29 protein-coding genes are annotated in these 25,057 nt (G+C 63.1%); 13 read left to right on the top strand and 16 right to left on the bottom strand.

Translation table 11 applies throughout. From position 1 onward, the window contains the following. Positions 1-9 precede the first annotated feature (9 nt). The 5 genes from KBY49_RS06485 (at position 10) to KBY49_RS06465 (ending at position 3,438) form a co-directional block, all read left to right on the top strand. Positions 10-963: a F0F1 ATP synthase subunit gamma gene (locus KBY49_RS06485; RefSeq protein ID WP_254933900.1), complete on the top strand. Its 954-nt coding sequence runs from the start codon at positions 10-12 to the stop codon at positions 961-963. Between the two features lie 4 nt (positions 964-967). Further along, the gene (locus KBY49_RS06480; protein ID WP_254933899.1) at positions 968-1,690 is read left to right on the top strand and encodes a putative 2OG-Fe(II) oxygenase; all 723 of its coding nucleotides are present in this window, start codon (positions 968-970) and stop codon (positions 1,688-1,690) included. A 106-nt stretch (positions 1,691-1,796) separates the two neighbouring features. Then, positions 1,797-2,129, top strand: a complete 333-nt coding sequence (locus tag KBY49_RS06475; protein WP_315857006.1) for a 2Fe-2S iron-sulfur cluster binding domain-containing protein — start codon at positions 1,797-1,799, stop codon at positions 2,127-2,129. Further along, on the top strand, positions 2,126-2,335 hold the full coding sequence (locus KBY49_RS06470; protein ID WP_254933898.1) for a hypothetical protein: 210 nt from the start codon (positions 2,126-2,128) through the stop codon (positions 2,333-2,335). The genes KBY49_RS06475 and KBY49_RS06470 overlap by 4 nt, the downstream gene beginning before the upstream one ends. After that, a complete protein-coding gene (locus tag KBY49_RS06465) occupies positions 2,332-3,438 on the top strand; it encodes a DUF3326 domain-containing protein (RefSeq protein ID WP_254933897.1) in 1,107 nt (368 codons plus the stop codon). The genes KBY49_RS06470 and KBY49_RS06465 overlap by 4 nt, the downstream gene beginning before the upstream one ends. Here the strand turns inward: KBY49_RS06465 and KBY49_RS06460 are convergent. From KBY49_RS06460 to KBY49_RS06445, 4 genes are read right to left on the bottom strand one after another with little or no spacing between them, the layout of a single operon-like run. Beyond that, positions 3,435-5,123, bottom strand: coding sequence for an NAD+ synthase (locus KBY49_RS06460; protein ID WP_254933896.1), 1,689 nt, complete (start codon positions 5,121-5,123; stop codon positions 3,435-3,437). The two genes, KBY49_RS06465 and KBY49_RS06460, sit on opposite strands and share 4 nt — an antisense overlap. Then, positions 5,123-5,734 (bottom strand): nicotinate-nucleotide adenylyltransferase, encoded by a 612-nt coding sequence (locus tag KBY49_RS06455; RefSeq protein WP_261346362.1) that lies wholly within the window; start codon positions 5,732-5,734, stop codon positions 5,123-5,125. Before KBY49_RS06455 ends, KBY49_RS06460 begins: the two co-directional genes overlap by 1 nt. A 1-nt stretch (position 5,735) precedes the next feature. Continuing rightward, positions 5,736-7,088, bottom strand: a complete 1,353-nt coding sequence (locus KBY49_RS06450) for a GTP-binding protein (protein WP_254933894.1) — start codon at positions 7,086-7,088, stop codon at positions 5,736-5,738. Further along, positions 7,085-8,101, bottom strand: a complete 1,017-nt coding sequence (locus KBY49_RS06445; RefSeq protein ID WP_254933893.1) for a CNNM domain-containing protein — start codon at positions 8,099-8,101, stop codon at positions 7,085-7,087. The genes KBY49_RS06450 and KBY49_RS06445 overlap by 4 nt, the downstream gene beginning before the upstream one ends. Positions 8,102-8,222: 121 nt before the next feature. Between KBY49_RS06445 and KBY49_RS06440 the strand changes: the two genes are divergently transcribed. Beyond that, entirely contained in the window at positions 8,223-9,530 is a 1,308-nt protein-coding gene (locus tag KBY49_RS06440; protein WP_254933892.1) for an aminopeptidase P N-terminal domain-containing protein, read from the top strand. A gap of 2 nt (positions 9,531-9,532) precedes the next feature. Here KBY49_RS06440 and KBY49_RS06435 read toward each other — a convergent pair whose 3' ends face one another. From KBY49_RS06435 to KBY49_RS06420, 4 genes are read right to left on the bottom strand one after another with little or no spacing between them, the layout of a single operon-like run. Then, complete coding sequence (locus KBY49_RS06435) at positions 9,533-9,943, bottom strand: type II toxin-antitoxin system VapC family toxin (protein ID WP_254933891.1); 411 nt, start codon at positions 9,941-9,943, stop codon at positions 9,533-9,535. Between the two features lie 4 nt (positions 9,944-9,947). Then, positions 9,948-10,193, bottom strand: coding sequence for a hypothetical protein (locus tag KBY49_RS06430; protein ID WP_254933890.1), 246 nt, complete (start codon positions 10,191-10,193; stop codon positions 9,948-9,950). 26 nt (positions 10,194-10,219) lie between these two features. Continuing rightward, on the bottom strand, positions 10,220-11,002 hold the full coding sequence (locus tag KBY49_RS06425; protein WP_254934052.1) for a TIGR01548 family HAD-type hydrolase: 783 nt from the start codon (positions 11,000-11,002) through the stop codon (positions 10,220-10,222). 13 nt (positions 11,003-11,015) lie between these two features. After that, positions 11,016-11,678, bottom strand: coding sequence for a transaldolase family protein (locus KBY49_RS06420; RefSeq protein ID WP_254933889.1), 663 nt, complete (start codon positions 11,676-11,678; stop codon positions 11,016-11,018). Between the two features lie 74 nt (positions 11,679-11,752). On the opposite strand from KBY49_RS06420, the gene KBY49_RS06415 reads away from it, so the two are divergent. Beyond that, positions 11,753-12,247: a 30S ribosomal protein PSRP-3 gene (locus tag KBY49_RS06415; RefSeq protein WP_254933888.1), complete on the top strand. Its 495-nt coding sequence runs from the start codon at positions 11,753-11,755 to the stop codon at positions 12,245-12,247. Between the two features lie 132 nt (positions 12,248-12,379). Here the strand turns inward: KBY49_RS06415 and atpC are convergent, their stop codons facing one another. Then, positions 12,380-12,787 (bottom strand): ATP synthase F1 subunit epsilon, encoded by a 408-nt coding sequence (gene atpC, locus KBY49_RS06410; RefSeq protein ID WP_254933887.1) that lies wholly within the window; start codon positions 12,785-12,787, stop codon positions 12,380-12,382. Between the two features lie 17 nt (positions 12,788-12,804). Beyond that, positions 12,805-14,265 carry a F0F1 ATP synthase subunit beta gene (gene atpD / locus KBY49_RS06405; protein WP_254933886.1) on the bottom strand — a complete coding sequence of 487 codons (1,461 nt, stop codon included), beginning with the start codon at positions 14,263-14,265 and terminating at the stop codon, positions 12,805-12,807. A 253-nt stretch (positions 14,266-14,518) separates the two neighbouring features. Between atpD and groES the strand changes: the two genes are divergently transcribed. The 3 genes from groES to KBY49_RS06390 all read left to right on the top strand — a co-directional run bounded on the left by groES (position 14,519) and on the right by KBY49_RS06390 (position 18,020). After that, positions 14,519-14,830: a co-chaperone GroES gene (gene groES / locus KBY49_RS06400; protein ID WP_254933885.1), complete on the top strand. Its 312-nt coding sequence runs from the start codon at positions 14,519-14,521 to the stop codon at positions 14,828-14,830. An 89-nt stretch (positions 14,831-14,919) separates the two neighbouring features. Further along, a complete protein-coding gene (gene groL / locus KBY49_RS06395; RefSeq protein ID WP_254933884.1) occupies positions 14,920-16,554 on the top strand; it encodes a chaperonin GroEL in 1,635 nt (544 codons plus the stop codon). Positions 16,555-16,772: 218 nt separating this feature from the next. After that, positions 16,773-18,020, top strand: coding sequence for an ammonium transporter (locus KBY49_RS06390; protein WP_254933883.1), 1,248 nt, complete (start codon positions 16,773-16,775; stop codon positions 18,018-18,020). A gap of 18 nt (positions 18,021-18,038) precedes the next feature. On the opposite strand, the gene msrB is transcribed toward KBY49_RS06390, so the two are convergent. The 3 genes from msrB to gpmI form a co-directional block, all read right to left on the bottom strand. Further along, the gene (gene msrB, locus KBY49_RS06385; protein WP_254933882.1) at positions 18,039-18,521 is read right to left on the bottom strand and encodes a peptide-methionine (R)-S-oxide reductase MsrB; all 483 of its coding nucleotides are present in this window, start codon (positions 18,519-18,521) and stop codon (positions 18,039-18,041) included. Positions 18,522-18,604: 83 nt separating this feature from the next. Continuing rightward, positions 18,605-18,835: a preprotein translocase subunit SecG gene (gene secG, locus KBY49_RS06380; RefSeq protein ID WP_254933881.1), complete on the bottom strand. Its 231-nt coding sequence runs from the start codon at positions 18,833-18,835 to the stop codon at positions 18,605-18,607. Positions 18,836-18,886: 51 nt separating this feature from the next. After that, positions 18,887-20,476, bottom strand: coding sequence for a 2,3-bisphosphoglycerate-independent phosphoglycerate mutase (gpmI, locus tag KBY49_RS06375; protein ID WP_254933880.1), 1,590 nt, complete (start codon positions 20,474-20,476; stop codon positions 18,887-18,889). A gap of 248 nt (positions 20,477-20,724) precedes the next feature. Here gpmI and pyrR point away from each other — a divergent pair, with 248 nt between their 5' ends. Continuing rightward, positions 20,725-21,258: a bifunctional pyr operon transcriptional regulator/uracil phosphoribosyltransferase PyrR gene (pyrR, locus tag KBY49_RS06370; protein ID WP_254933879.1), complete on the top strand. Its 534-nt coding sequence runs from the start codon at positions 20,725-20,727 to the stop codon at positions 21,256-21,258. An 11-nt stretch (positions 21,259-21,269) separates the two neighbouring features. On the opposite strand, the gene KBY49_RS06365 is transcribed toward pyrR, so the two are convergent. The 3 genes from KBY49_RS06365 to KBY49_RS06355 form a co-directional block, all read right to left on the bottom strand. Continuing rightward, positions 21,270-21,488, bottom strand: a complete 219-nt coding sequence (locus KBY49_RS06365; RefSeq protein ID WP_254934051.1) for a ferredoxin-thioredoxin reductase variable chain — start codon at positions 21,486-21,488, stop codon at positions 21,270-21,272. 80 nt (positions 21,489-21,568) lie between these two features. After that, complete coding sequence (locus KBY49_RS06360; RefSeq protein WP_254933878.1) at positions 21,569-22,396, bottom strand: hypothetical protein; 828 nt, start codon at positions 22,394-22,396, stop codon at positions 21,569-21,571. Between the two features lie 77 nt (positions 22,397-22,473). Beyond that, positions 22,474-24,015, bottom strand: coding sequence for an Hsp70 family protein (locus tag KBY49_RS06355; protein ID WP_254933877.1), 1,542 nt, complete (start codon positions 24,013-24,015; stop codon positions 22,474-22,476). Between the two features lie 62 nt (positions 24,016-24,077). Between KBY49_RS06355 and KBY49_RS06350 the strand changes: the two genes are divergently transcribed. Both KBY49_RS06350 and KBY49_RS06345 read left to right on the top strand, forming a co-directional pair. Beyond that, positions 24,078-24,308, top strand: coding sequence for a DNA-directed RNA polymerase subunit omega (locus tag KBY49_RS06350; RefSeq protein ID WP_254933876.1), 231 nt, complete (start codon positions 24,078-24,080; stop codon positions 24,306-24,308). A gap of 12 nt (positions 24,309-24,320) precedes the next feature. Next, complete coding sequence (locus KBY49_RS06345) at positions 24,321-24,719, top strand: DUF1818 family protein (protein ID WP_254933875.1); 399 nt, start codon at positions 24,321-24,323, stop codon at positions 24,717-24,719. Positions 24,720-25,057 lie beyond the last annotated feature (338 nt).

The following is a 25,057-nucleotide window of genomic DNA, read 5'->3' as shown; positions in this document are numbered from 1 at the left end:
GCATAACCGATGGCAAACCTTAAGGACATCCGCGACCGAATTGGTTCGGTCAAGAACACCCGCAAGATCACTGAGGCCATGCGCCTGGTCGCAGCCGCCAAGGTGCGCCGCGCCCAGGAGCAGGTGCTCCGCAGCCGGCCCTTTGCCGATCGCCTGGCGCGCGTGCTGGAGAACCTCCAGTCACGGATGCGTTTTGAAGATGCGGAAGCTCCTTTGCTGGAGCAACGTGAGGTTGCCACGATCACCCTTCTGTCCGTAACCGGCGACCGGGGCCTCTGTGGTGGCTACAACGCCAACATCATCAAACGCACCGAGCAGCGCTACGCAGAGCTCAAGGGCCAGGGTTACGCGGTGGATCTGGTACTGATTGGCCGCAAGGCGATCACCTATTTCCAGAACCGCGCCAAACTCTATAAAATTCGCGCCACTTTTACTGGCTTGGAGCAGGTCCCCAATGCCAGTGAGGCGATGGGTATTGCCAATGAAGTGTTGGCCCAGTTCCTTTCTGGTTCAACTGATCGGGTGGAAATCATCTTTACCAAGTTCATCAACTTGGTGAGTTCCAAGCCCGTGCTGCAAACCCTGTTGCCCCTAGATCCCCAGGGGATTGCCACTCCTGAAGATGAGATCTTCCGTCTCACCACCCGCGAGGGCAAGTTGGGGGTTGAGGTGGGCAGTGCTGCCAACGTGGAGGCCAAGCTCCCATCCGACATCGTGTTTGATCAGAGCCCTGATCAACTGCTGAATGCCCTTTTGCCGCTGTATCTGGAAAACCAGTTGCTGCGCTCCCTGCAGGAAGCTGCCGCCTCCGAGTTGGCCAGCCGGATGACGGCGATGAATAACGCCAGCGATAACGCTAAGGCCCTCGCCAAGACCCTCACCCTCGACTACAACAAGGCCCGCCAGGCTGCCATTACCCAGGAGATCCTGGAAGTGGTTGGTGGCGCGGCTGCCATGGCCTAGGGCTTTGGCGATTGAGCCCCTGTTCCCCGTCGCCCTTGGACGGGTGCAGTTGGCTCCTGATCCGATCGAGATAGCCCTGCAGCTACGGGCGATTTCCCAACTGCAGGGCGATGCGAGCTCTAACCCCGATCCCGGTTGCGCCTGGACTGGCGACCTAAATGGTGTTTGGCAGTTGCAGCGCCATCCGGTTTTTTCAGGCCTGGTTGACCAGCTGCTGGCCCATGGGCGCAGCTATCTCCAGGAACTGGGTTTTGACCTGGGCCAGCTGGCAATCCATATCCAGCGCTGTTGGCCCGTGGTCAGTGGCTATGGCCAGGTGGTTGGTCGACATCACCACCCCAATGCCCACCTGAGCGCGGTCTATTACCTCAGTGGGGATGGCTCGGGCCGTCAGGGTTGTCTGCGCCTTTTCCCCCAGCGCCAGCTGAATGAATTGGTGCCCGGCATGGCCGTGGGCCATGGGGGCCCGCTCCCTGCCCTAACTGCTTCACATCCATCTCCAAATGCAGCTCCCTGGACTACCCCTTGGGTTGATGTGGCGCCCCGGGCGGGCCTGCTGCTGCTCTTCCCTTCAGGCCTCGATCACGCGGTGCTGGCCAATCAAGACCCAGATGACACCCGTTTTTCGATCAGCCTGGATCTGGTCCTAACGGCTCCTCCCGTTGGCGATGGCCAGGCCCCACCGGAGTATTTGGCGCCCCACCCAAGCCAGTGGCAGCAGGCCTAGCCCTTGCAACCTGAGAGAATTGGAGCCAGAGCTGCCTGCCTTTAACCCCCTCCCCGTGACCGAATCCAGTTTTTCCAGCACAGCCGAAATTTCGGGCGAAGGCCAAATCTCGAACCAGGTCCAGGATTTCAGGGTCGTGGCTGAGCTAGATGGCAGCAGCCATAGCTTTTCCTGCCGTAGCGATCAAACCGTGTTGGCGGCGGCAGAAGCGGCGGGGGTACCGCTGCCGAGCTCCTGCTGCTCCGGGGTTTGCACCACCTGTGCGGCCCTGATTAGCCAGGGTCAGGTGCATCAACCCGATGCAATGGGTGTGAAGAAAGAGCTGCAGGAGCAGGGCTTTGCCCTGTTATGTGTTTCGTTGCCCCGCTCCGATCTCCAGCTCAAGGCCGGCCAGGAGGATGCGCTCTACGAGGCGCAATTCGGCAAGTATCAAAAGTGAGGCTTGAGCCGCGGCAGCTGCGGTTGGTCCGCCAGGAAGGTCCGCTGCTGCCCCAAATCGAGGCCGCCTTGGCAACGGTCGAAGGCAAGCCCCTGCGTTGGGCCATTACTTCTGTGTCGCCGGCCGAGATTACTGGGCCCGAGGCTGCCAGCTGGGGCCGGGAACTGGTGCTGGAGGCCGTCTTCTGCCTGGCCGATTCGCCGTGACCACGGTCGCCGGACCCGGGGCACCCCTGCCCACCCTGCTGGTTATTCCCACCGGGATTGGCTGCGAGCTAGGCGGTTATGCCGGCGATGGATTGCCGGCGGCACGGCTGCTGGCTGCTGCAAGTGGTTGCCTAATCACCCATCCCAATGTGATGAACGGGGCCTCGCTCTATTGGAGTGATCCCCGCATCCACTACGTGGAGGGCTCTGCCCTGAATCGCTTCGCGCGGGGCGAGCTGGCCCTGGAGCCGGTTAGGCGCCAGCGGATTGGCCTGTTGCTTGATGCGGGAATCGAAACCGAGCTACGCCAGCGCCACCTGCAGGTTGCCGATGCCTGCCGGGCGACTTTGGGCCTCGAGATTGGCCCGGTTGTTATCACTGAAGCCCCGCTGGAGGTGAGCCTTAGCCATGGCGCCAGTGGTGCTAGCTGGGGAAGCCTGGGCCGGCCGCATGAGTTGCTAAGAGCTGGTGAGCGGCTAAGGGCCGCCGGGGCAACGGCAATCGCCGTGGTGGCCCGCTTCCCGGAGGATCCCCATGGGGAGGCCCTGGCCGCCTATCGCCAGGGGAGCGGAGTGGATGGTTTGGCGGGGGCGGAGGCGGTGATTAGTCACCTGTTGAGTGCCCATTTGGGCTTGCCCTGCGCCCATGCCCCAGCCCTGAACCCCCTGCCCTTGGATCCAGATCTAGATCCCCGGGCCGCCGGGGAAGAGCTGGGTTACACCTTTTTGGCCTGTGTTTTGGTGGGCTTGAGTAGGGCCCCCAACCTGGTGGAGTTGGCGCCGCTGGATCACTCAGCGCATGGTCACTCAGGGCTGGGTCATCCAGCTGGCGGCCGCCACTTGGCTTTGGGGGCAGCAATTTTCCCCCAGCAGCTTGGTGCGGTCGTGGCGCCGGCTGGAGCCCTGGGGGGAGAGGCGGTGCTGGCCTGCGCCGAGCGGGGTGTGCCCCTAATTGCGGTTCACAACCCCTGCGTGCTCGATGTGGGCGCTGCCGCCCTTGGCTTGGAGGCCCTGGAGGCCAGTAGCTATGGCGAAGCTGCGGGCCTGCTGTTGGCATTGCGGGAAGGCATTTGGCCCGGGTCCCTGGGCAGGCCCTTGCGTTAGCGAGCAGCGATCGGCATCCGCCAGCCACTGCCAAATGCCCGACCACTCACCTTGAGGAGGGGGGCGGCTTGGCGGCGTTTGAATTCGGCCCTGGCCATCAACTGCCCCACCCTCTGGGCCAGCTCGGGGGGCGCCCCCGCAGCGATTAGTTCCTCTGGGCTGCACAGTTCCTCAACCATGGCTTTCAGCAGCGGATCTAGGACCGCGTAATCCGGGAGCGAATCGCTATCAAGTTGCTCGGGCCTGAGTTCGGCGCTGGGGGGCTTGGTGCGAATGGCCGCACCAATTAATTCACCATTGGCCGCTAGGCCTAAATCTTTTCTGCAGCTGGCGGAGGCCGGGCCATCTAGCCAATCGCAAAGCTCAAAAACACTGGTTTTGTAGAGATCGCCAATTACGGCCAGGCCACCGTTCATGTCGCCGTAGAGGGTGCAGTAGCCAACGGCAAGCTCGGATTTATTGCCGGTGGAAAGCAGCAACTGGCCCTGCTGGTTTGCCACGGCCATCAGCAGGGTGCCGCGGATCCGTGATTGCAGGTTTTCGGCGGTGATCCCGGCGGGCGGGCCGGCCAATGGCTTGGCCAGGCTGCTATCAAAGCAATCCATCAAGGCTTCAATTGCCACCTCGGAGGTATGGATCCCCAGGCGCCCTGCAAGCTCTTGGGCATCCACCAGGGAGCCCCGCGAGCTGTAGGGGGAAGGCATCAGCAGGGCCTGGACCTGCTCTCCCCCTAATGCAGCCGCCGCAATCACCGCCACTAGGGCCGAATCAATCCCGCCACTGAGGCCCAGCAGGGCCTGGCGGAAGCCGCATTTGTGGGCGTAGTCGTGAACACCGAGCACCAGGGCCCGAAACAGCTGCTCAGGGGCTGCTGGTAGGGGCGGCGTTGCTGAATAGGAGGGGCAATCCCAAATACCCACCTGCTCTCGGCAGCAGGCCAGCTGGGCCACCAACGCACCTTGGGCGTCCACCACGAAGCTGGCGCCATCGAATACCAATTCGTCGTTGCCACCCACCTGGTTCACGTAGACCACTGGGCAACCGAGGCCCTGGGCGGCCCGGGCCGCCAGCTGGTGGCGCAGTGAAGCCTTGGCCTGGCCAAAGGGTGAGGCCGAGAGATTGAGCAGGAGGTCGATTTTGTGGGGCCGCATGGCGGCAATGGGATCGGGCCCCACCAGCCGGTGGCCCTGTAGTTCTTCCTCCACCCAGAGGTCTTCGCAGATGGTCAGGCCCAGGCGCCAGCTGTGGCCGGCCCGCTGGAGCTCTAAAACCGCCTCCTCCTGGCCGGGCCGGAAATAGCGCTGTTCGTCGAAAACGTCGTAGGTGGGCAGCAGGCGCTTGCGGGCCACGATCCGCCATTGCCCTGCCTCGACCAGGGCAATCGAGTTGTAGAGGTTGGGCAGTTCAGCCGCCTCGATCGGTTCGGCAACGCCCACCAGCACTGCCAGGTCGGGGCAGGTTGCCGCCAGCTGACCGCTGAGCCCATCCAAAACTATTTGCTGTTGCAGCTGCAGAGAGCGGCGCAGCAGCAGGTCCCGGGGCGGGTAGCCCCAAAGAGACAGCTCGGGCGTCACTACCAGGTCGGCGCCTGCTGTTGCCGCCTCTTGGCAGGCGGCCAAAATTCGCGCCCCATTGCCCGTCAGGTCGCCCACCAATGGATTGATTTGGGCCAGGGCAAATCGCATTAGGGCTGCTCGAAATCTTCCTGCTCTAAACCTGCCTGCCCCTGCAGGCCATAGAGATTGTGCTGCAACAGGGTGGGTTGGAGGGCGGGCGGAATTTGGCTGGGATCGTGCTGCTGGCGAACCCGGGAGCTGGCGGTGGCGGGAATGGTGAGGGCTAGCTCGATCACCTGGCCGCCGATGGCCTCGAGGGCTTGGCGCTGCTCACAAGTGAACGGCCAGCCGGCCCGGGGTGCAATGGCCAGGCGGCAGCCCTGCAGCAGTGCGCTGGCCTGTTTCCAGCGGGGGATTTGGCCGGCCAGATCGCTGCCCACCACAAAAACCAGCCCGGCCTGGGGCCAGCGTTGCCGGGCCCTCTGCAGGGTTTCGATCGCCCAAGGACTACTCAACTCCTGGACCATCTGCAGGCGGGGATTGCCAATCGAATCGACCAGAACAGCCAGTAGGGCGGCCCTTTGGGCCAAGGGTGCCCCGTGGGCCTTGAGGGGGTTGTCGCTAGCCCAAGTGGCCACCACTGGATAGGTGGCGAGGAGTCCCTCCAGCAGGGCCTGGTGGCCGTAGGTGGGGGGATCGGCGCTGGTGCCAAATAGGGCGACTTGATTCACTGCAGGCAGCTCAGGGCAGCAGGGCCAGCAGGTGCATGCGGGCCTGCTGCGGGCCAACGCCGTCGCCTGGATTCACCTGCCAGGTGCTGAGCCAGGCCCCCACGGCAGGATCGCTTAGGGCGAGTCTGCGCAGCAGGGCCCCTGGCCGGCCTCCCCGCTCGGCACCCTTGAGCAATTCAGCTGCGGCCAGCCGGCCGGTTAGGCGGGTGGTGTGCACGGCCAGGGCGGCCTGGGCCATCGCCACCGGGGCAGCTGGGGCCAGGCTTAAGCCTCCGGTCAGGGGGGCGGCCATCAATAGCAGTTGGCGGATCAGGCCCAATACCAATTGGATGCCCAGTTGGGCGCCCCCCAGCAGGGCGCTGTGGCCGGAAAGGCGGGTTAGTAATTGCCTGGCACCGCTGGTCTGCATCTTCAGGCCATAGAGCTGGCAAAGCTGCAGGACCAGGGCTGTGTCGCAGGCCATGCCCGCTGCCAGATCAAGCAACACGAAGGGATTGGCGGCCACGCCGGTGGCCTTTAGGGCTGCATAACGGCCAATCAGGCTCTGGGCCGCCTGGCGACTGTGGCTAAGGCGCCAGTGTTGACGCTGCTGCTCGAGCCGATCGGCGGCCCGGAGGGCATTGATGGCCAGCAGCAGGCTGCCGTGCCGGCTCAGCAGACCGATTAGGGATTGGCGCAGCGGACCCATCTGGGGGGAGCTGGCCTCGCTGCGCACCCTGCCATCGGCGAGGAGCTGGGCCCGTCGCGGTGCTGCTGCCACAGGAATTAGTTCCAGCTGGCGGGCCTGGATCGGCAGGCGCCGGCGGATGCTGGCGATCAATTGGTCCCTTTCTGCTTCTGGCCAGCAATCGCAGCGGTTAAGGGCCAGCAGCAGCGGTTTGCCGCTAGCTAAAAGCACATCGAGGGCTTCTAGTTCCACCCGGTTGAGGTCGCCGTCAAGCACCAACAGCACCAGGTCGGCACCTAGGGCCACCCGGGCGGCCAGGCGCGCCCGGCCGGCGGCGGCAATTTCATCAATGCCGGGGGTGTCGACCAGCTCCACCTGCTCTAGCCCTGGGATTGGCTGATCCCAGGGCTCGCTCGCCTGGTGGCGGGTGCAGCCATGGGCCACATCCGTGGCGAAGGCCCCATGGCCCAGCAGGGCATTGAGCAGGCTCGATTTGCCCACTCCGACCCGCCCAAAAACAGCCAGCTTGAGCCGCTTCTGCTGCAGACGTTCGAGTTGGCGATCTACTGCTGCCAGCTCTCCTGCCAGCACCGAATTTTCCCGGCCGCTTAGTTGCAGCTGGCCGCGCCACTGCTCCAGGCCCAGGCGACAGCGCTCGGGGGTGGAGGGAGCTGAAGGGGGTGGGGCATGCCTCATGGGCCCTGGCCCTCGCCCGCAAATTGGGGCCGGCGCCACCAACCCGCCAGTACGGCCAAAACAGCCTCGGCGCCGATCACACCCACAAATCCACCAAATTCATCTACCACCACCCGAACGCCAGTGCTGTTGCGGCGGAAGCCGGTGAGCAGCCGGTCGGCTCGAATCATTTCCGGCACAAATTCCACCGGCTCACCGAGGGCCGCAGCGGTCAGATGGTCGTTGCCTTTCAAGAGGGCGGTGAGCAGGGCTTCCCGGCTGGCCACACTTAGTACTTCGTCTACTTCTTCGCCAAGCACCACCCACCATTCGGAGTTGTTGGCCAACAGTTCGGAGCGCAGCTGCTCCAGGGTGGCGTTGCCGCTCAGGCTTGGCGCGGCCACCCTCGGCACCATCAAATCCCTGGCGGTGAGGTCGTTTAGCTGGAACACCTTGGCAATCATCGCCGCCTCATCGGCTTCGATTTGTCCCTTTTGGGAGCCCAGCTTGGCCAGTAGGCGGATCTCGTCCTCGTCGGTGCTGATTTCGTTTTCGGCCGTAATCGCAGGCAGTAGGCGCTCGAGAATCAGTACCAGGGGCAGATTCAGCTGACTGAGCAGGTGCAGGGCAGGGGCACTGGCGAGGGCCACCGGCATGGCAAAACGGCTGCCCATCGATTTGGGCAGGATTTCACCTAGCAGGATCACCAGCACCGTCAGGCCCACTGAAAACAGCGGCAGGGCCACCTCAGGGAAGTCGTGCCTGTGGAACACCACCGCCGCCAGGCCGCCCAGCATCAGGCTGCCAAAAATGTTGAAGCCGTTGTTGGCGATCACAAGTACGGCCAGGGTGCGACCCAGGCGCTGGCGCAGTTGGGCCAGCCGCCTAGCCCCCCGCACCGGATGGGGGCGGTTCGCCAATTCATGGACCCTCGCCGGATTCACGGTCAGCACTGCCGCCTCAATGCCAGAGGCCAGGGCAGAACCTGCGATCACCACCACCACCAGCACCGCTAGGCCAACGATGTCGTTCATTCAGGGAGGGGTTGGAGCACGGGAATTGGCCTCTGGACCCCATTTAATCGGCTCTGCCAACAACTGCAGTTGGGGTTGAACCAAACTGGCATCGAACCGTTGCCCTTTCGGGCGCCATTTGATGACAATTTTCGCCCAGCGCCGCAGCCGATTTTTCGCGGAATTGGGCGGTGCTGCAGCGGTGATACCGGCAGCACCGATGGTCGTGCATCACGCCGATTGCGAGTATCCATTCCGCCAAAACAGCGACTTTTGGTACCTGACTGGTTTTGATGAGCCGGGCGCGGTGGCCCTGTTTTTGCCCCATCGCGACGATGTCCGCTTCGTGCTGTTTGTGGAGCCCAAGGAGCCCACGGCCGAGGTTTGGAATGGTTTCCGCTGGGGCTGCCAGGGGGCGGTGGCTGAATTTGGCGCCGACATGGCCCACCCCCTAGCTGAATTGCCCCAACGCCTGGCGGAGTATCTCAAGGGCGCCGAGGGGATTGCCTTTCGGGTCGGCCGCCATCCCTCCGTGGAGCCCCTCGTGCTGCAGGCCTGGGGTGAGCAGCTGGATCGGGCACCCCGCAGCGGCTCGGCGGCCCTGGGGTTGGTGGCCCCTTGTCCGCTATTACATGGCCTGCGGCTGCGCAAGGGGCCGGAAGAGCTAGAGCGCCTGCGGGAGGCGGCCCGCATCTCCGCGGAGGCCCATGAGTTGGCGCGGCAGGTGACCCGCCCAGGCCTCAGTGAGCGCCAGGTGCAGGCGGTGATCGAGCAGCACTTCCTCGAGCAGGGGGCCCGGGGCCCCGCCTATGGCTCGATTGTGGCCGGCGGCGACAACGCCTGCGTGCTCCACTACACCGCCAATGGCTCCACCCTGCGCGACGGCGATCTAGTGCTGATCGATGCCGGCTGCAGCCTCAGCGACTACTACAACGGCGACATCACCCGCACCTTCCCGGTGGGGGGACGTTTTTCCGCCGAGCAGCGGGCCCTCTACGAGCTGGTGCTGGCGGCCCAGGAGGCGGCGGTGGCCTCGGTGGCGCCGGGCTTTACCGCCGAGGGCGTGCACGGGACCGCCCTGCGGGTGTTGGTGGCCGGGCTGGTGGATCTGGGGCTACTGGTGGGGGATGTGGATGGCCTGATTGAGCAGGGCGCCTACAGGCACCTCTACATGCACCGCACGGGCCATTGGTTGGGCCTGGATGTGCACGATGTGGGGGCCTATCGACTCGGTGAACACCACGTGGAGCTCGAGGCCGGCATGGTGCTCACGGTGGAGCCCGGTTTGTACGTAAGCGACCGGCTGCCCGTGCCCGAGGGGCAACCGGCCATCGATGGGCGCTGGAAAGGGATAGGTATCCGCATCGAAGACGATGTGGCCGTAACCGATCGCGGCCACGAGAACCTGACGGCGGCCGCCCTCAAAACCACCAGCGCCATGGAGCGTTGAGTTCAGGGCAGGGCTTCAGCCCAGCTGCGGATGATTCGCAGGCCATCAACCTGGTGAAAATGCTCATCAAAGCTGCAAAGAATGGAGCCCATCTCCATGGCACTGGCGGCGATCCAAATGTCGTTGGTGGGGATCGGTCTGCCCTTACTCCTTAAATCCCGATAGACCAGGGCATAGGTGTCTGCGGTGGCAAGGCTGGAGGGGCATTGCCCTACCCGTGGTGAAGCTAGAAATTGGCTTAGTTCTTCCCGATTGCGTGCTTCTTGGCTGCCACAGGCAAAGCCCGCCAGCAATTCACCAATCACGGTGCTGCTGATCAAAAGTCTTTCTGCCCTATTGATTATTTCCACGCATGGCGCTGAGCCTCGCTTGAAATTGACGTAGGCATTGGTGTCGAGGGAAATGGGTCGCATGCCCTCAGCTCCAGAGCTCCAGATCCACCTGCTCTAGCGGAGCGATGGCAGCCTTAAAGGCATTGCCTTCCTCCTCAGACCAGGTGCCAGCCAGGTCTTCAAGATCACGATGGAGTCCGTCCACCGGGTGTTGCTCCCCGGTCAGCCGGCTCAGGGCTAGTCGATTAAGGCTGATGCCCTGATGGTGGGCTTGGTCTTTCAGTTGGCGCAGCTGGTCGTCGCCAAGGCCTCGGACGCTGATGGCAGCCATGGGGTGTAATCACTTTTGCTAGCAAGCTAGCGCCTGCTGATGGCATCTAATTGCTCCAGGCTGCCCAGCAGCTCTTCGGTGCTGGCGATCACCTGGTCGGCACCGGCGGCCAGGAGGCGGGCCTCGTAGGACCTGCGGGCCTCCGGGTTGCCATGGAGGTGGGGCGGTGCCACCGCCAGGCTGATGAAGCGTTGGTTGGGTTGTTGGCTGCGGGCCCGCTGAACCGTGAGCACATCCGCCACGGTGTCCCCCAGGTAAACCACCGCCGGAGCCCCGGGCCCGAGGGGCTTGCCCGCGAGGGCCGCCGCCAGGTGCAGCAGGCCTGTGGGATCGGGTTTGTCGGGGGCATCCCCCATGGCGATTAGGGGGGGCTTGACCAGGCCCAGCCTGGTTTCGAGCACATAGCGGCAGGAGGGTGGTTCGGCGCCACTGACGAAACCCCAGGCCACACCAAGGGCACTGAGCTCAGCAAAAAAGCTGGGCTGCACCAGCAGGGGCTCGCTGCCAATGAAGCCTTGCCAGAGGCTTGGATCACCTTCGGGATCGCCGCCGAAATAAAACCCACCAAACACCTCCACCAGGCTGCCTAAATCCGGCAGGGGCGTGTGGCCGAGGCGCCGCAGCAGCTCCAGGGATGCCTCCCAGTCGTTGTTCCAGCAACCCTCGCCCTTGAGGCTGTCGATGGCGGCGGGCTCGGGCCTTTGCTGGCAGTAGTGCTGCACCGTTTCAACGATGGCCCGCCGATAGCTGCCGGCCACATCGCGAATTACCCCATCGATGTCGAACAGCACGATGGCCTTTGGTGTCATGCCGCCGCTGAGTTCAACCAGCTGCATCCTGCTCGAACTGGGCCGCCGCCGCCTCGGTGGCTTGGCAGCTGAATAGGGCCTCAGCAAGGTCGGGGCTGAGCGTGAAGGTGGTGAGCCCCTCTGCGGCCAGGCGGCTGAGATCCTCCTTCTGGCGGAGGCTGGCAACCAACAGGCGCAGCGATGAACCCAGCCCATCCAGGCAGCGCTGCATGCCAATCACCTCCCGATGGCCATCGCGGCCTTGATCACTGATGCGACCCAAGTAGGGGGCGATGTAATGGGCCCCGAGGGCGGCGGCCAGCAAAACCTGGGGCGCCTCGTAGCAGGCGGTAAAGGTGATCGGAATGCGGTTTTGGCTGATCAGTTGTTGGGCCACTGCCGCGCCCAGGGCTGTGATGGGCAGCTTCACCAGGATTTTTCCTGGCACCATTGCCGCCAGGGCCTGGCCGCATTCGGCCATGGCGATCTGATTCGCTCCCCAGGCCTGGAGGTGAATTTCCTGCGCACCGAATTCCTCTGCCTGACGACTGAGAACCGCCAGGTTGGCCGTGGTGCAGCTTTGGCCAGCCCGCCTAAGCAGGCTGGGATTGGTGGTGACTCCGTGGAACAGGCCGGTGGGCAGCCATTGCCGCCAGGCTTTGGGGTCGGCGGAATCGAGCAGTAGGCGCAGCGTCATCGCTGGAGATGGGGGGTAGCGCCTTGGCGGCTGGTAGGTTAGTCGTTTGATGCGTAGCCTTGAGCGTCGACCCCATGACAGCCACTGAGAGCGTCCCTGGCGCTGCCGTGGGCGAAGCCCCAGCAGCAGCTATCCCAGCCGCCGCAGCAGTAGTAGCAGAAGACACCACTACCCAGGGTCGGCCCGTGATGCGTGGGGGCACAGCTGCCCTGGCCACCGCCACTATCGACGAAGACGGGGTGCCCTCCGGCTACACCCCCAAGCCCGACGAAGGCCGCTTCCTGGTGAAGATCCTCTGGCTTCCCGACAACGTGGCCCTAGCTGTCGACCAGATCGTGGGTGGCGGCCCTAGCCCCCTCACCTCCTACTTCTTCTGGCCCAGGGAAGACGCCTGGGAAACCCTCAAGACCGAGCTCGAGGCCAAGAGCTGGATCACCGACAACGAGCGCGTTGAGATCCTCAATAAGGCCACCGAAGTGATCAACTATTGGCAGGAAGAGGGCAAGGGCAAGAACCTGGACGAGGCCAAGCTGAAGTTCCCCGACGTGACCTTCTGCGGGACCGCCTGATTGGTGGTTTCGGCATTTCGATCATGCGGCGCTCCCCTCGGGGGGCGCTTTTTAATGCCACTTTTCCCCAAAAAAAATCCCCCAGAAACCAGCACTGCTGAAATCTGGGGGATGGGAGCTTGTCTAGGAAATTTAGTTTTCCTTGCTGGCCTGCATGCGGGCCTTGGCCTTGGCTAGGGCTTGGCCAGCCTTCAGCTTTTCAGGGCTATTGGCCTGACCCTCAAATCCTGCCACTGCCAGTTGGGCGGCCTCAAACTCGGCCTCTGCAGCGGATGCATTGATATTGCTGCCCAGCTCGGCTGCATTCACCAGGATGGTGACTTCGTCTGCTTCCACTTCGGCAAAACCGCCCATCAAGGCAATCGAAGACCAGCCGTTGCCATCACGCAGACGCATTACGCCGGTGTCGAGGGCGGCAAGCATGGTCACGTGGCCGGGCAGGATCCCGAATTGGCCGGTGGTGCTAGGCAGGATTACCTCTTCGGCGCTGCCATCGAAAACGCTCTGGTCAGGAGCCAGAACGCGGAGGGTGAGACTCATGGGTGGGGTTCCTCAGATCAACCCTTGGCTTCGGACAGGATCTTGGCGGCCTTGGCCTTGACCTGGTCGATGTTGCCAACGAGATAGAAAGCTGCTTCGGGCAGGTCGTCGAGTTCTCCGGCCAGAATCATGTTGAAACCCTTGATGGTTTCTTCGAGCTTCACGTACTCACCTTTCTGACCGGTGAAGATCTCGGCCACAAAGAAGGGCTGGGAGAGGAACTTCTCGATCTTGCGGGCCCGATCCACGGTGCGACGGTCGTCTTCCGACAGTTCGTCGAGACCAAGAATCGCGATGATGTCCTGGAGCTCCTTGTAGCGCTGCAGAGTCGACTGGACGGCCCTGGCGGTGCGGTAGTGCTCATCACCCACCACGGCGGGCTGGAGCATGGTGCTGGTGGAGTCCAGGGGATCCACGGCGGGATAGATGCCCTTGGATGCCAGGCCGCGGCTCAGCACGGTGGTGGCGTCCAGGTGGGCAAAGGTGGTGGCGGGGGCGGGGTCAGTTAGGTCGTCCGCAGGCACATAGACGGCCTGGATCGAGGTGATGGAGCCCTCCAGGGTGGAGGTGATCCGTTCCTGGAGCATGCCGACGTCGGTACCCAGGGTGGGCTGGTAGCCCACGGCCGAGGGCATGCGGCCTAGCAGAGCCGAAACTTCCGAACCGGCTTGCACAAAGCGGAAGATGTTGTCGACAAACAGCAGCACGTCCTGCTTGTTGGCATCGCGGAAGTGCTCAGCCATGGTCAGGGCCGAGAGACCCACGCGCATCCGGGCGCCGGGGGGCTCGTTCATCTGGCCGTAGCAGAGGGCCACCTTCGACTTGCTGAGGTCCTCGGAGTTGATAACGCCGGATTCCTTGAATTCTTCGTAGAGGTCGTTGCCTTCACGGGTGCGCTCACCCACGCCAGCAAACACGGACACGCCGCCGTGCTCCTTGGCGATGTTGTTGATCAGCTCCTGGATCAACACGGTTTTGCCAACGCCAGCACCACCGAATAGGCCCACCTTGCCGCCCTGGCGGTAGGGAGCCAGGAGGTCGATCACCTTGATGCCGGTTTCGAAAACCGTGGGTTTGGTTTGAAGCTCGGTAAGGCTTGGTGCCGAACGGTGAATAGAGGCGGTTTCAGTGGTTTTGACCGGGCCCTGCTCGTCTACGGGTTCGCCGAGCACGTTGAAGATGCGGCCCAGGGTGGCCTCGCCCACGGGAACGCAAATGGGCGAGCCGGTGTCGAGGGCTTCCATGCCCCGAACCAGGCCGTCGGTGCTGCTCATGGCCACTGCGCGGACGCGGTGGTCGCCGAGCAATTGCTGCACTTCTGCAGTCAGGGCAACGTTCTGACCGGCAGAATTTTTACCCTCAATCCGAAGCGCGTTGTAAATCTTGGGCAGCTTGCCGGCCGGAAATTCAACGTCGAGCACGGGGCCAATGACCTGCCGGACGATGCCTTTGGTGCCGGTGGCGGTAGCAGCAGCCATAAATAAGTAAGACGCAGGGAGCGCACGGCGGGACCATCCCGCCTGAAGCGGCACGACCTTATCACCGCGCCTGGCCGCCCATGGGCGGTTCGGTCAACCGCACAGGACCGGCCTGGTCAGCGGCTCCAGGGCCCCATAGGGTTGGCACTCAGCGGGCTCGAGTGCCAGTTGGCTGCAATCCGTTGCAGCAAGCTGCCTGGCCCGTATCCCTGTGGCGTCTCAGACGTCATGCCGTTGCTCCCGCAATTTATTCATGGCTGCTGTTTCTCTCAGCGTCTCCACGGTCAAGCCCCTCGGAGACCGCGTTTTCATCAAGGTTTCCGAGTCGGAAGAAAAAACCGCCGGAGGCATCCTTCTTCCTGACACCGCCAAGGAAAAGCCCCAGGTGGGCGAAGTGGTGCAGGTTGGTCCTGGCAAGCGCAACGACGATGGCTCCCGCCAAGCCCCTGAAGTGGGCGTGGGCGACAAGGTGCTCTATTCCAAGTACGCCGGCACCGACATCAAGCTCGGCTCCGATGAGTTCGTGCTGCTGTCCGAGAAGGACATCCTGGCCATCGTCAACTGACTTGCTCAGCTGATAGGCACTGACTGATCAAGCTCTTCTGAGTTTGATCAAACCAAGCTTTTTCCCATCCTTTCGATAGATCGCCTTCCATGGCTAAGCGCATTATTTATAACGAGCAAGCCCGTCGGGCTCTCGAAAAAGGCATCGACATCCTTGCCGAAGCCGTTGCAGTGACCCTGGGCCCCAAGGGCCGCAACGTGGTGCTCGAGAAGAAGTTCGGCGCCCCCCAGATCATCAATGACGGCGTCACCATCGCCAAAGAGATCGAACTGGAAGACCACATCGAAAACACCGGTGTGGCCCTGATCCGTCAGGCCGCCAGCAAGACCAACGACGCCGCCGGTGACGGAACTACCACCGCCACCGTCCTGGCCCACGCCATGGTCAAGGCTGGCCTGCGCAACGTGGCCGCCGGCGCCAACGCGATCACCCTTAAAAAGGGCATCGACAAGGCTTCCGAATTCCTCGTCAAAAAGATCGAGGAGCACGCCAAGCCCATCAGCGACAGCACCGCCATTGCCCAGGTGGGCACCATCTCCGCCGGCAACGACGAAGAGGTGGGCCGCATGATCGCCGACGCCATGGACAAGGTGGGCAAGGAGGGCGTGATCTCCCTCGAGGAGGGCAAGTCGATGACCACCGAGCTGGAGGTCACCGAAGGCATGCGTTTCGACAAGGGCTACATCTCGCCCTACTTCGCCACCGACACCGAGCGGATGGAAGCGGTGCTCGAAGAGCCCTACATCCTTCTTACCGACAAGAAGATCGGCCTGGTGCAAGACCTGGTGCCCGTTCTTGAGCAGATCGCCCGCACCGGCAAGCCCCTGCTGATCATCGCCGAAGACATCGAGAAGGAAGCCCTAGCCACCTTGGTGGTGAATCGCCTGCGCGGTGTGCTGAACGTGGCGGCCGTCAAGGCTCCTGGTTTTGGCGACCGTCGTAAGGCCATGCTCGAGGACATCGCCGTTCTCACCAACGGTCAGCTGATCACCGAAGACGCCGGTCTGAAGCTGGAGAACGCCAAGCTGGAGATGCTGGGTACCGCCCGTCGCATCACCATCAACAAGGACACCACCACCATCGTGGCCGAAGGCAACGAGGCTGCGGTGAAGGCCCGCTGCGAGCAAATCCGCAAGCAGATGGACGAAACCGACTCCTCCTACGACAAGGAGAAGTTGCAGGAGCGTCTGGCCAAGTTGAGTGGCGGCGTCGCCGTGGTGAAGGTGGGTGCTGCCACCGAAACCGAGATGAAGGACAAGAAGCTGCGCCTGGAAGACGCCATCAACGCCACCAAGGCGGCTGTTGAAGAAGGCATCGTTCCTGGTGGCGGCACCACCCTGGCCCACCTGGCTCCCGCCCTCGAGGAGTGGGCCAAGGCCAACCTCTCCGGCGAAGAGCTGATCGGCGCCACGATCGTGGCTTCTTCCCTCACCGCCCCCCTGATGCGCATTGCCCAGAACGCTGGTGTAAATGGCGCTGTGGTGGCTGAGAACGTCAAGAACAAGCCCTTCAACGAGGGCTACAACGCAGCTACCGGTGAGTATGTCGACATGCTGGCTGCCGGCATCGTGGACCCCGCCAAGGTGACCCGCTCTGGCCTCCAGAACGCGGCCTCCATCGCCGGCATGGTGCTCACCACCGAGTGCATCGTGGCCGACATGCCCGATAAGAAGGACTCTGCTCCCGCCGGCGGCGGCATGGGCGGCGGCGACTTCGACTATTGATCTCAGGGCGATTGCTCTCAGGGCGGGTGGTCTTCGGATCACCCAATCTCCAATTCTTCAGTCGTATCAAGGGGACCTGCGGGTCCTCTTTTTTTATGCCCGCCCGCCGGAGCCCCTATTCGGTAGCGAATTGAACAGAAATTGGAGCTTTAGTAGCGACTGCTACTAAACGCTGCGCCTTGGCCCCGCAGCTTGGTTCTTTCGCTCCCGCCCCCGTAGTGCAAGCCTTACAAAGCGCCAACAACGGCTTTGTGCTGTTGTGCGCGGCCCTGGTGTTGATGATGACGCCGGCATTGGCGCTCTTTTACGCCGGTTTTGTGCGCAGCCGCAACGTGCTCAACACGATGGTGATGAGCTTCTCGGCCATGGCCCTGGTCAGCGTGCTGTGGGTTTTGTATGGCTACAGCCTGGCCTTCTCCCCTGGCTCTGGTCCTTCGGCTCCATTTATTGGCGGTCTGCAGTGGGCGGGCCTTAGCAACTGGTCTGTGGCCTATGGCGATGGCCAGCTCAGCCATGGGGCGGTGGCCTTTTTCCAGCTCACTTTTGCGATCATCACGCCAGCCCTGATCTCCGGGGCGGTGGTGGAGCGGATGAACTTCCGCGCCTGGCTGGCCTTTGTTGTGCTGTGGAGCACCTTTATCTATCTGCCCCTGGCCCACATGGTTTGGGGTCCAGGGGGCTTCCTGGGGGTGGAGGGCCTGGGCGCCCTGGATTTTGCCGGTGGCCTGGTGGTTGAGATGGCCTCGGGTGTGGGTGCTGCCGTGGCGGCCACTGTGATCGGCAGGCGCCGCTCCTATCCGGGCCATGGCGCCCCGCCCCACAACGTGCCCTTCATCCTTCTCGGTGCGGGTTTGCTCTGGTTTGGCTGGTTTGGCTTCAACGGCGGCAGCGCCCTGATCGCCGGCAACCTGGCGTCTTTGGCCTGTCTCACCACCAATACCGCCGCGGCGGCGGCGGCGGTGGGCTGGATGGTGATTGAAACGATCCAGCGGGGCAAGCCCACGGCGGTGGGGGTTGCCACGGGCGCGGTGGCGGGCCTGGTGGCGATTACCCCGGCCGCTGGTTTCGTGAGCCCCCTCGGGGCGTTGTTGATCGGGTTTATGGCGGCCTTGATTTGCAGCTATGCCCTGCAGTGGAAAAATCGCAGTGGTTTGGATGACAGCCTCGATGTGTTGCCCATCCACGGGGTGGCGGGCTTTCTGGGCATGCTGCTAACTGGTGTCTTTGCCCTGCAATCGGTCAATCCCGCCGGGGCCAATGGCCTGCTGGCGGGCAACTCCGGCTTGCTGGTGATTCAGCTGAAGGCCGCTGGCTTTACGGCCCTCTGGGTGGGGGTGGGCACCTACGTGGTGTTGAAGTTGATTGCCCTGGCCATACCGCTGCGGGTGAGCGACCAGGAAGAGCGCCAGGGCATGGACATCCAGGCCCACGGCGAGGAGGCTTATAACACCGAATTCACGGGCTAAACCCAGCCATTGCCAGCCTCAGCTGGCAATGAAGTTCAGCGCCACTCCGTTGTTGCAGTAACGCTTGCCCGTTGGCTTGGGGCCGTCATCAAAGACGTGGCCCTGGTGGCCGCCGCAGCGACGGCAGTGGTATTCACTGCGGGGCAGAAGCAGTTTGAAATCCAGCTTGGTGACCACTCCGCCAGCAAGGGGTTCCCAGAAGCTGGGCCAGCCGGTGCCGCTGTTGTATTTGGCCTTGGAGCTGAACAGGGGCAATTTGCAACCTGCGCAGACAAAGGTGCCAGCCTTTTTTTCGTTGTTTAGGGCACTGCTGAAGGGTTGCTCGGTGCCCTCCTGGCGCAGCACCACAAAGGCCTCCGGGCTAAGGCGCTTACGCCATTGGCTTTCACTGAGTTGCCAGGCGGGATCGCCCGCTTTTGAGGCGGCCACCGCCGCTTTGGCGCCGCCAAGGAGGGCGACAAAGCCGCTACTAAGGCTGGCCAATAGTCCGCGGCGGTTCATGCAGAAGTAATTAGAGAAGTTGTATGCAGTAAGTGAGGCCTATTTCAACCAGGCCTATTTCAGCCAGGCCTATTCAGCCAGGCCTATTTCAGCCAGCCGGCGCTGAGCACCACGGCCAGGCCCAGGAAGATGGCTAGCAGGGTCCAGCTGATGCGGTTGAGGGTGTCCTCGGCACTGCGGGCACTGGTGAACATTGAGCCGCCGCTAGAGGCCAGACCGCCCATGCCATCGCCCTTGGGGCTGTGCAGCAGCACGCTGATAATCAGCAGCACGCCGCTACCAATCCATACCCAGGACAAAACCGAGCTGATCATCTGGGCTACTAGCTGCTGAGCAATGGGGCCAGGCTAGATGGCCAGGGCTTGCTAGACGCCAAGTGCCTGGGGAATGCGGCTCGGTTCGCTGGTAACGCCGGCTGGAATTACCAGGGATTGGCCACTCATCATGGCGGGCTTGGTCAGTTCAAGAATTTCCAGCAGGGTGGGGGCTATGTCGGCCAGGCCGCCGCCATCGCGCAATTGCACATTTGTGCCATGGCCGGGCAACTTGCGTTTTTCACCCTCCACCAGGATCACTGGCACCGGATTGGTGGTGTGGGCAGTCCAGGGGCGGCCATCGGGGCCCTCCATGGTTTCGGCATTGCCGTGGTCTGCGGTGATCAAGATGGTCCCACCCAGGCGGTTGGTGGCTTCCATCAGGCGGCCCACGCAGGTGTCGACCGTGGTGATCGCTTCCTTAGCGGCCTCCATTTTGCCGGTGTGGCCGACCATGTCTGGGTTGGCGTAGTTGATCACCACCAGCGAATAGATGCCCTTCTGAATGGCCGCGATGCAGCTGTCGGTGAGTTGATCAGCCGACATGGCGGGAGCTTGGTCGTAGGTGGCAACCCGCGGCGAGGGCACCAGGTGGCGGTCTTCGCCGGGGAAGGCCTGCTCAATGCCTCCGTTCATGAAGTAGGTCACGTGGGGATATTTCTCGGTTTCGGCGGTGCGGAATTGACGCAGGCCCGCCTCCGAAACCACCTGGCCCAGCAGTCCATCCAGCGACTCGGGAGGGAAGGCGACGGCAACAGGCAGGCCCTTTTCATATTGGGTGAAGGTGACCACCTGCAAATCGGGGATGGCTGGGCGCTCGAATGCCTCGAAATCCTTAAGCACCAGGGCACGGATCAATTGGCGTACCCGGTCTGGACGGAAGTTGAAACAGACCAGCCCATCGCCGGGGGCAATTAGGTCGTCACTGAGCCGCAGCGGCTCCAGGAATTCATCGCCCACGCCCTCGCCATAGGAGGCTTCTATGGCCGCTATGGGATCCAGCTCGCTTACGGCCTCGGGTGCGGTCAAAAGCCGGTAGGCCTTTTCGGTGCGCTCCCAGCGGTTGTCGCGGTCCATCGCCCAGTACCGACCGCAGAGGGTGGCGATCCTGCCTATGCCGGCCGCTTTGATCAGCTGCAGCACCCGGTTGATGAATTCACCGGCACTGTTGGGAGCCGTGTCGCGGCCATCGGTGATCACGTGGATGCAGACATCCTTGAGGCCCCGCCCAGCAGCCCAAAGCAGCAGGCCGCCGAGATGGTCAACGTGGCTATGCACTCCGCCATCGGAGCAGAGCCCGATCAGGTGCAGGCTGCCTCCGCTGATTAGCAGCTGGTCCGCCAGGGCATTGAGGGCTGGATTGCTGGCAATGCTGCCGTCCTGGACGGCCTGGCTGATCCGAACCAATTCTTGGCGAATGATGCGTCCTGAGCCAATCGTGAGGTGACCCACCTCTGAATTGCCCATTTGCTGATCGGGCAGTCCGACCGCAGCACCACTGGCCTCGATCAAGCTGTGGGGATAGGCATGCCAGAGGGCATCCATCACCGGAGTTGCGGCCGCCCGAATTGCGTTGTGGGCGTCGCCTGAACGGTGCCCCCAGCCGTCGAGGATGGCGAGAACCACCGGCGCAATGGCCATATTTGTGCGCTTTGAAGCGAATGCGGGACTATCCCCGGGCCCGTTAGGGGCTTGGGAGTCCAACCACTGGACCTGCTGCTGGGAGGGAATTGAACTCACCCGTCTCACCTAGCGGCATGATCCATGCCTTCTTGACAACCTACATCGAACTACATCGAACGTTCCTTGGCGATCCCGCCGATCCCATTTGGGTCAGCTTTTGGCAACAGGGCCTTGGCCAATAGCATGGGCGGCGTGGCTTGGAGCCCATGAATCGGCGCGAAGTGCTTTCTGCCCCTGACCTGGGCCGCACGGTGGATCGCCTGGCCTCCCAGGTGCTGGAGGGGGTCGGCGATCCCAGGCAGCTGATTTTGGTGGGCATCCCCACCCGCGGCGTGGCCCTGGCGGAGGTGCTGGCGGCGCGGTTGCAGGCCATGGCGGGCCATCCGATTGATCAGGGCAGCCTGGATCCCACCTTCCACCGTGATGATCTGGAACGGGTGGGTACCCGGATGGTGCAGCCCACGGATTTGCCGGCCAGCCTGGAGGGCCGCCAGGTGGTCTTGGTGGACGATGTGATTTTTACGGGCCGCACGGTGCGGGCGGCCCTAGAAGCCCTGCAGACCTGGGGCCGGCCCAGGCGGGTTTATTTGCTGGCCATGGTGGATCGCGGCCATCGCGAGGTGCCAATCCAGCCTGATTTTTGCGGGCGGGTGATACCAACCAGCCGCCATGAGGTGATCCAGGTGGCCCTGCAGGGCATCGATGCAGAGGAAGGGGTGTTTTTGCTCCGGCCTGATTAGGCGGCTTTTATCTACACAGCTTCGATTTCGTCGGCCCTCAGGTGGGCCCGGAATTTGCCAAAGGCAACTATCACCGGCAGGGTTGGGCTGATCACCCGTCCTTTCCAGTCGTTGAGCACGGTAACCACTTCACCCTGCTGGCCCTGGAGATCAAAGGCAACGCCACGGTGCTGGGGATGGTGAAACACCACCACGCTCTGGCAAACCCGCACCTGTTGGCCTGGCTGCAGTTGATTTTCTTCCTGCAACTGATCTACTGGCTGCATCAGGCCTTAAGCGCTCGTTGGTGGCCAATCTTGTCATGGGGCCGCTAGCGCTGGCAGGCCGATTCCGGACCGGCTTCCACAACCTTGCCACCTAGGCCCTTGCAGGCAGCCTTAAAGGCAGACCATTCATCCATACCCTTGGCCAGGCGGGCTTGTACCTGGGCATCGAGTTGGTCGGCCGGCACGGTGTGGGGAAGGCTGCCGTGGCCATCGTGCTCCCGCTCATGGGCCGCCATTTTGTTGATCCCTGCCTGCACCTTGGCTTGGAGGGGTTGGGCCTGGCCCCTAAACCAGGGGTGATCCAGGCGGTTTAGGCCATCTAGGGCTTCCCACCAGCGGGCTTCAGCCACAAGCTTTTTGGCCCTTTGCAATTGCTGTTGGTTGCGGGCCCAGATCTCCTTGAAGTTGTCGCCGGCGGCGGTGCCAGTGCTGTTGTGGTCTTCTCCGATCACGGCCAGCAGTTTCAGGGCCCCGCCCAGGTCGCCCTGTTGGAAGCGATCGAGGGCCCGGGTTTGCAGTTCGGTTTGCCAGCCCTCGAACTGCCGCTGGTCGGCGGGGGTGCCGGCGGGGGAATTGACCAGCTGGACCTGCAAACGCAGGGCCGCCAGCCACTGCTCCTGTTGCCAGAGCTGGGCAGCCTTGAGCCTGCGGCATTGACCCTGCTCCTGGGGTGCACTGCCGCCAAGCCAGCGCAGGGCCTCTAGCTGGTCGCTATAGAGCAGGCAGGAATCCAGGTTGCCCCTGGCACCGGCCTGCTCAAGCTTCTGGGGTAATTGGCGCTCCCACCAGTAGGTCGCGCCAAGAAATGCCGTCACCAACCCCAGGGTGATTCCCAGCCAAAACCGCGGAAGCTTGTTCCGGCGTAGGGCCAAGACAGTTGGGGAGATAGGCAAGCTCTGTTGTATCAGGTACCTGGCTCGTGGGCTAATTGGTTAGCAAGTTGGTTTATTCAGCGCACTAGGCCCAGCAGGCGCTCGCCCAGGGGGCTGTCGGTTTGGAGGTCGTGGAGTTGGGCGCTGAGTTGGCCTGCGCCATTGATCGAAAGCCTGGCCCGGATCCGGTCGCAGCCCTGCACTCCTGATGGAAGCAGGGGGATGGCCGCCGGTTGCTTTTCCCAGGCCCGTACCTGGCTGGCGCCGGCGCGGCGTTGGCGCAATACGGGCAGGCCGTTTTGAAATACCACCTCCCCCCTTTGTTCGTTTTGGGGCTCGCCCAGGTGCATTTCCAGGGAGGTTTGACCCTCCTGGCTGCAGGCCAGCACCAGCTCAAAGGGCCGCTCCGTGGGCCAGCTTTGGCCGGGCACAAACAGGGGATGCCAGTGGTGGCGATTTGAGCGCTGGTCCCAGCAGCGCAGCGACACCCCATGGCTGAGCACATCCATCAACCGCACCCCCGGGGTGAGGGCCAGGGCCCCTAGGGCCACCGCCTCAACGGGCCGCTTGCCGCGCAGGGGCACCCCCTCCAGCCGTTGCTGGATCCATTGCTGCAAAAGGGGGATTTGGCTGCTGCCGCCTACGGGCAGTACGGCGGTGATATGTTTCGGGGTGATGCCGGCGCTGCGGCCGGCGGCCAGCACCTGATCGAGTAAGCCATCGAGCTGGTCGATTAGGCCCCGCTCTGCCAGAAGAGCCTCCAATTGGGGGCGGCCCATCCGCAGCCCAAGCGGGGGCCGGCCGGCTGGGCCGTAGATCACCAGCGCCTCCTCCTGGCTGCTCAGCAGGCATTTGAGCCGTTCGGCCGCCTCCAGAAGATCCGGTTCAATCGGCAAATGCGGGCACAGTTCGGCCGCTATCCAGTGGTCGAGGTCCCGGCCCCCCACGGCAAGGCCCGCCTTACCAATTACCCGGGCGCAGCGCAGGGCCTGCTGGCTGCCCTTGAGGTCGCGGCCGGCAAAGCGGAGCAGCTGGGCGATCGGTGCTGCCCGCCCCTCGCCACCCTCCAGGGTCACCAGGGCCAGGTCGACGGTGCCGCCGCCCACATCCACCACCAACACAGTGCTGCCGGGGGGTAGTCCGGCGCCAATGGCGGCAGCGGTGGGTTCATCCACCAGGGCCACCTCGGCCACATCCAGCTGGCTGCAGACCTGGCTGAGCCAGTGCCGGTAGCTGCGATAGGTGTCGATGGGGGCCGTCAATACCAGCCGCTGGGGTTTTATCTCGCTGGGTTTGGCGGCCCAGATCTGTTCCAGCAGCAGGGCCCCTGCCGCCTCTGCGGCGCTGGCTCCGGGGCCGCCCGAGCCGATCAGGCGTTTGAAATCCCGCCGCAGTTGGGGGCTATTGCTGCGGGCCAGGCCGGCGTCCAGCACCTGGCGGCCGATTAGGGGCTTGGCCTGCTCCCCACTGGCAATCCAGAGCAGGCTGGGTATTAGGGGAGGGTTCTGGCAGCTGTAGGGAGGAAGGGCAATCAGCTCTGGCGAACCACCGGCGGGCTGGTATGCCACCACGGTGCTGCTGCTGCCCAAGTCAATCGCCAGGGTGCCGGTGTTTTCCATCCCTCTGGCCGCGACTGCCCTACGATCATCGCTAGAGACAAGATCAGGTGCGTTTGGGCAAGATGCAAAGTGCAATCGGTGTGAATTACAAGGAATTGGCCCAGCGGGCCGACAGCCTGATTCGCTACTCCAGCAACCGCTACCTCACCACCGTGCGCATTGCCTTTAGGGCCAAGCAGCGCCGTTTCGATGATTTTGATGGCCTACTCGATGACTCGATGGTCAAGCCCGTGCAGCGGGCGATCATTGAACTCAGCGACGAGCAGGATCAACCCGATCTGCTGCCTGGCTGATAACTAGCCGGAATGCTGGTTCAACAGGGTGAGGGCTGGCGTTTTCTGGTCGATCCAAGGCGTCACCCTTATGTTGTGTTGGTGGGTGGCTGCGGCTGGGCCACGGAGCTCACCGCAGCAGAGGCCCAGGAGCTGCTGCAGGGCGTGGCCAAGCTGCAGTCCCAGCACAGGGACCTTGCGGATCAGTTGATGGCAGAGGAATCGATCACCCTTGAGTGGGAGTTGGGGGAGCTTTGGCTTGAGCTGGAAGGTGATCGAAATGGTTGGGGCCTGCGTTTCCTGCTCAGTCCAGAGGCCATGCCTGGCCCTGGCCCTAAAAGGCGGGCGGTGGAGGGGAGCTGGAGCCAGGGAGCGGCCCCAGCCTTTGCTCAAGCCTTGGCAGCGGGGCTAGCTGGGTTCAATCCAGCCTGAGACCGGTTTAGTTGGTTTTGGGTCGATCAGTAGCTCTGATGGTTGCTGGGGTATTGATCCCTCCCCAGCCCAGGGATGGAAATTCCCCAGCTTTTCCCCAGGCCAGGCTGCCGGCAGCTAGCGGCCACCTGGGCCCTGGGGATTACTTGGCTGGCTCGTCCGAGTCCCTTGACTCTCCAGGTTTTGGCTTGATGTCCGGCTAAGGCCTCGCCCCTGCTTGGTTGGGCCCCTGTGGGGTCAGGCGATCTCAGCTTGCGAACGGTGGGCCCACGGTTTTTTGCAGTTGGTTGACGCCCTTGGCGGGGTGGGGGCTAACTGGGTTGGCAATTGATGGCGGC

Origin of the sequence: Cyanobium sp. WAJ14-Wanaka (assembly GCF_024345375.1) — a bacterium.
Classification (GTDB): Bacteria; Cyanobacteriota; Cyanobacteriia; order PCC-6307; family Cyanobiaceae; genus Cyanobium_A.
This window is presented reverse-complemented; position numbering and strand designations above follow the sequence as displayed.

Excerpts from the sequence above, each read along its gene's own strand:
- KBY49_RS06355 (WP_254933877.1), bottom strand. The coding sequence starts at position 24,015 with ATGGAAAACACCGGCACCCTGGCGATTGACTTGGGCAGCAGCAGCACC.
- KBY49_RS06450 (WP_254933894.1), bottom strand. The coding sequence starts at position 7,088 with ATGAGGCATGCCCCACCCCCTTCAGCTCCCTCCACCCCCGAGCGCTGT.
- KBY49_RS06460 (WP_254933896.1), bottom strand. The coding sequence starts at position 5,123 with ATGCGATTTGCCCTGGCCCAAATCAATCCATTGGTGGGCGACCTGACG.
- KBY49_RS06420 (WP_254933889.1), bottom strand. The coding sequence starts at position 11,678 with ATGACGCTGCGCCTACTGCTCGATTCCGCCGACCCCAAAGCCTGGCGG.
- KBY49_RS06425 (WP_254934052.1), bottom strand. The coding sequence starts at position 11,002 with ATGACACCAAAGGCCATCGTGCTGTTCGACATCGATGGGGTAATTCGC.
- groL (WP_254933884.1), top strand. The coding sequence starts at position 14,920 with ATGGCTAAGCGCATTATTTATAACGAGCAAGCCCGTCGGGCTCTCGAA.
- KBY49_RS06440 (WP_254933892.1), top strand. The coding sequence starts at position 8,223 with ATGACAATTTTCGCCCAGCGCCGCAGCCGATTTTTCGCGGAATTGGGC.
- groES (WP_254933885.1), top strand. The coding sequence starts at position 14,519 with ATGGCTGCTGTTTCTCTCAGCGTCTCCACGGTCAAGCCCCTCGGAGAC.
- msrB (WP_254933882.1), bottom strand. The coding sequence starts at position 18,521 with ATGAACCGCCGCGGACTATTGGCCAGCCTTAGTAGCGGCTTTGTCGCC.
- KBY49_RS06435 (WP_254933891.1), bottom strand. The coding sequence starts at position 9,943 with ATGCGACCCATTTCCCTCGACACCAATGCCTACGTCAATTTCAAGCGA.
- KBY49_RS06350 (WP_254933876.1), top strand. The coding sequence starts at position 24,078 with ATGCAAAGTGCAATCGGTGTGAATTACAAGGAATTGGCCCAGCGGGCC.
- atpC (WP_254933887.1), bottom strand. The coding sequence starts at position 12,787 with ATGAGTCTCACCCTCCGCGTTCTGGCTCCTGACCAGAGCGTTTTCGAT.
- KBY49_RS06430 (WP_254933890.1), bottom strand. The coding sequence starts at position 10,193 with ATGGCTGCCATCAGCGTCCGAGGCCTTGGCGACGACCAGCTGCGCCAA.
- gpmI (WP_254933880.1), bottom strand. The coding sequence starts at position 20,476 with ATGGCCATTGCGCCGGTGGTTCTCGCCATCCTCGACGGCTGGGGGCAC.
- secG (WP_254933881.1), bottom strand. The coding sequence starts at position 18,835 with ATGATCAGCTCGGTTTTGTCCTGGGTATGGATTGGTAGCGGCGTGCTG.
- KBY49_RS06345 (WP_254933875.1), top strand. The coding sequence starts at position 24,321 with ATGCTGGTTCAACAGGGTGAGGGCTGGCGTTTTCTGGTCGATCCAAGG.
- KBY49_RS06415 (WP_254933888.1), top strand. The coding sequence starts at position 11,753 with ATGACAGCCACTGAGAGCGTCCCTGGCGCTGCCGTGGGCGAAGCCCCA.
- KBY49_RS06445 (WP_254933893.1), bottom strand. The coding sequence starts at position 8,101 with ATGAACGACATCGTTGGCCTAGCGGTGCTGGTGGTGGTGGTGATCGCA.
- KBY49_RS06485 (WP_254933900.1), top strand. The coding sequence starts at position 10 with ATGGCAAACCTTAAGGACATCCGCGACCGAATTGGTTCGGTCAAGAAC.
- pyrR (WP_254933879.1), top strand. The coding sequence starts at position 20,725 with ATGAATCGGCGCGAAGTGCTTTCTGCCCCTGACCTGGGCCGCACGGTG.
- atpD (WP_254933886.1), bottom strand. The coding sequence starts at position 14,265 with ATGGCTGCTGCTACCGCCACCGGCACCAAAGGCATCGTCCGGCAGGTC.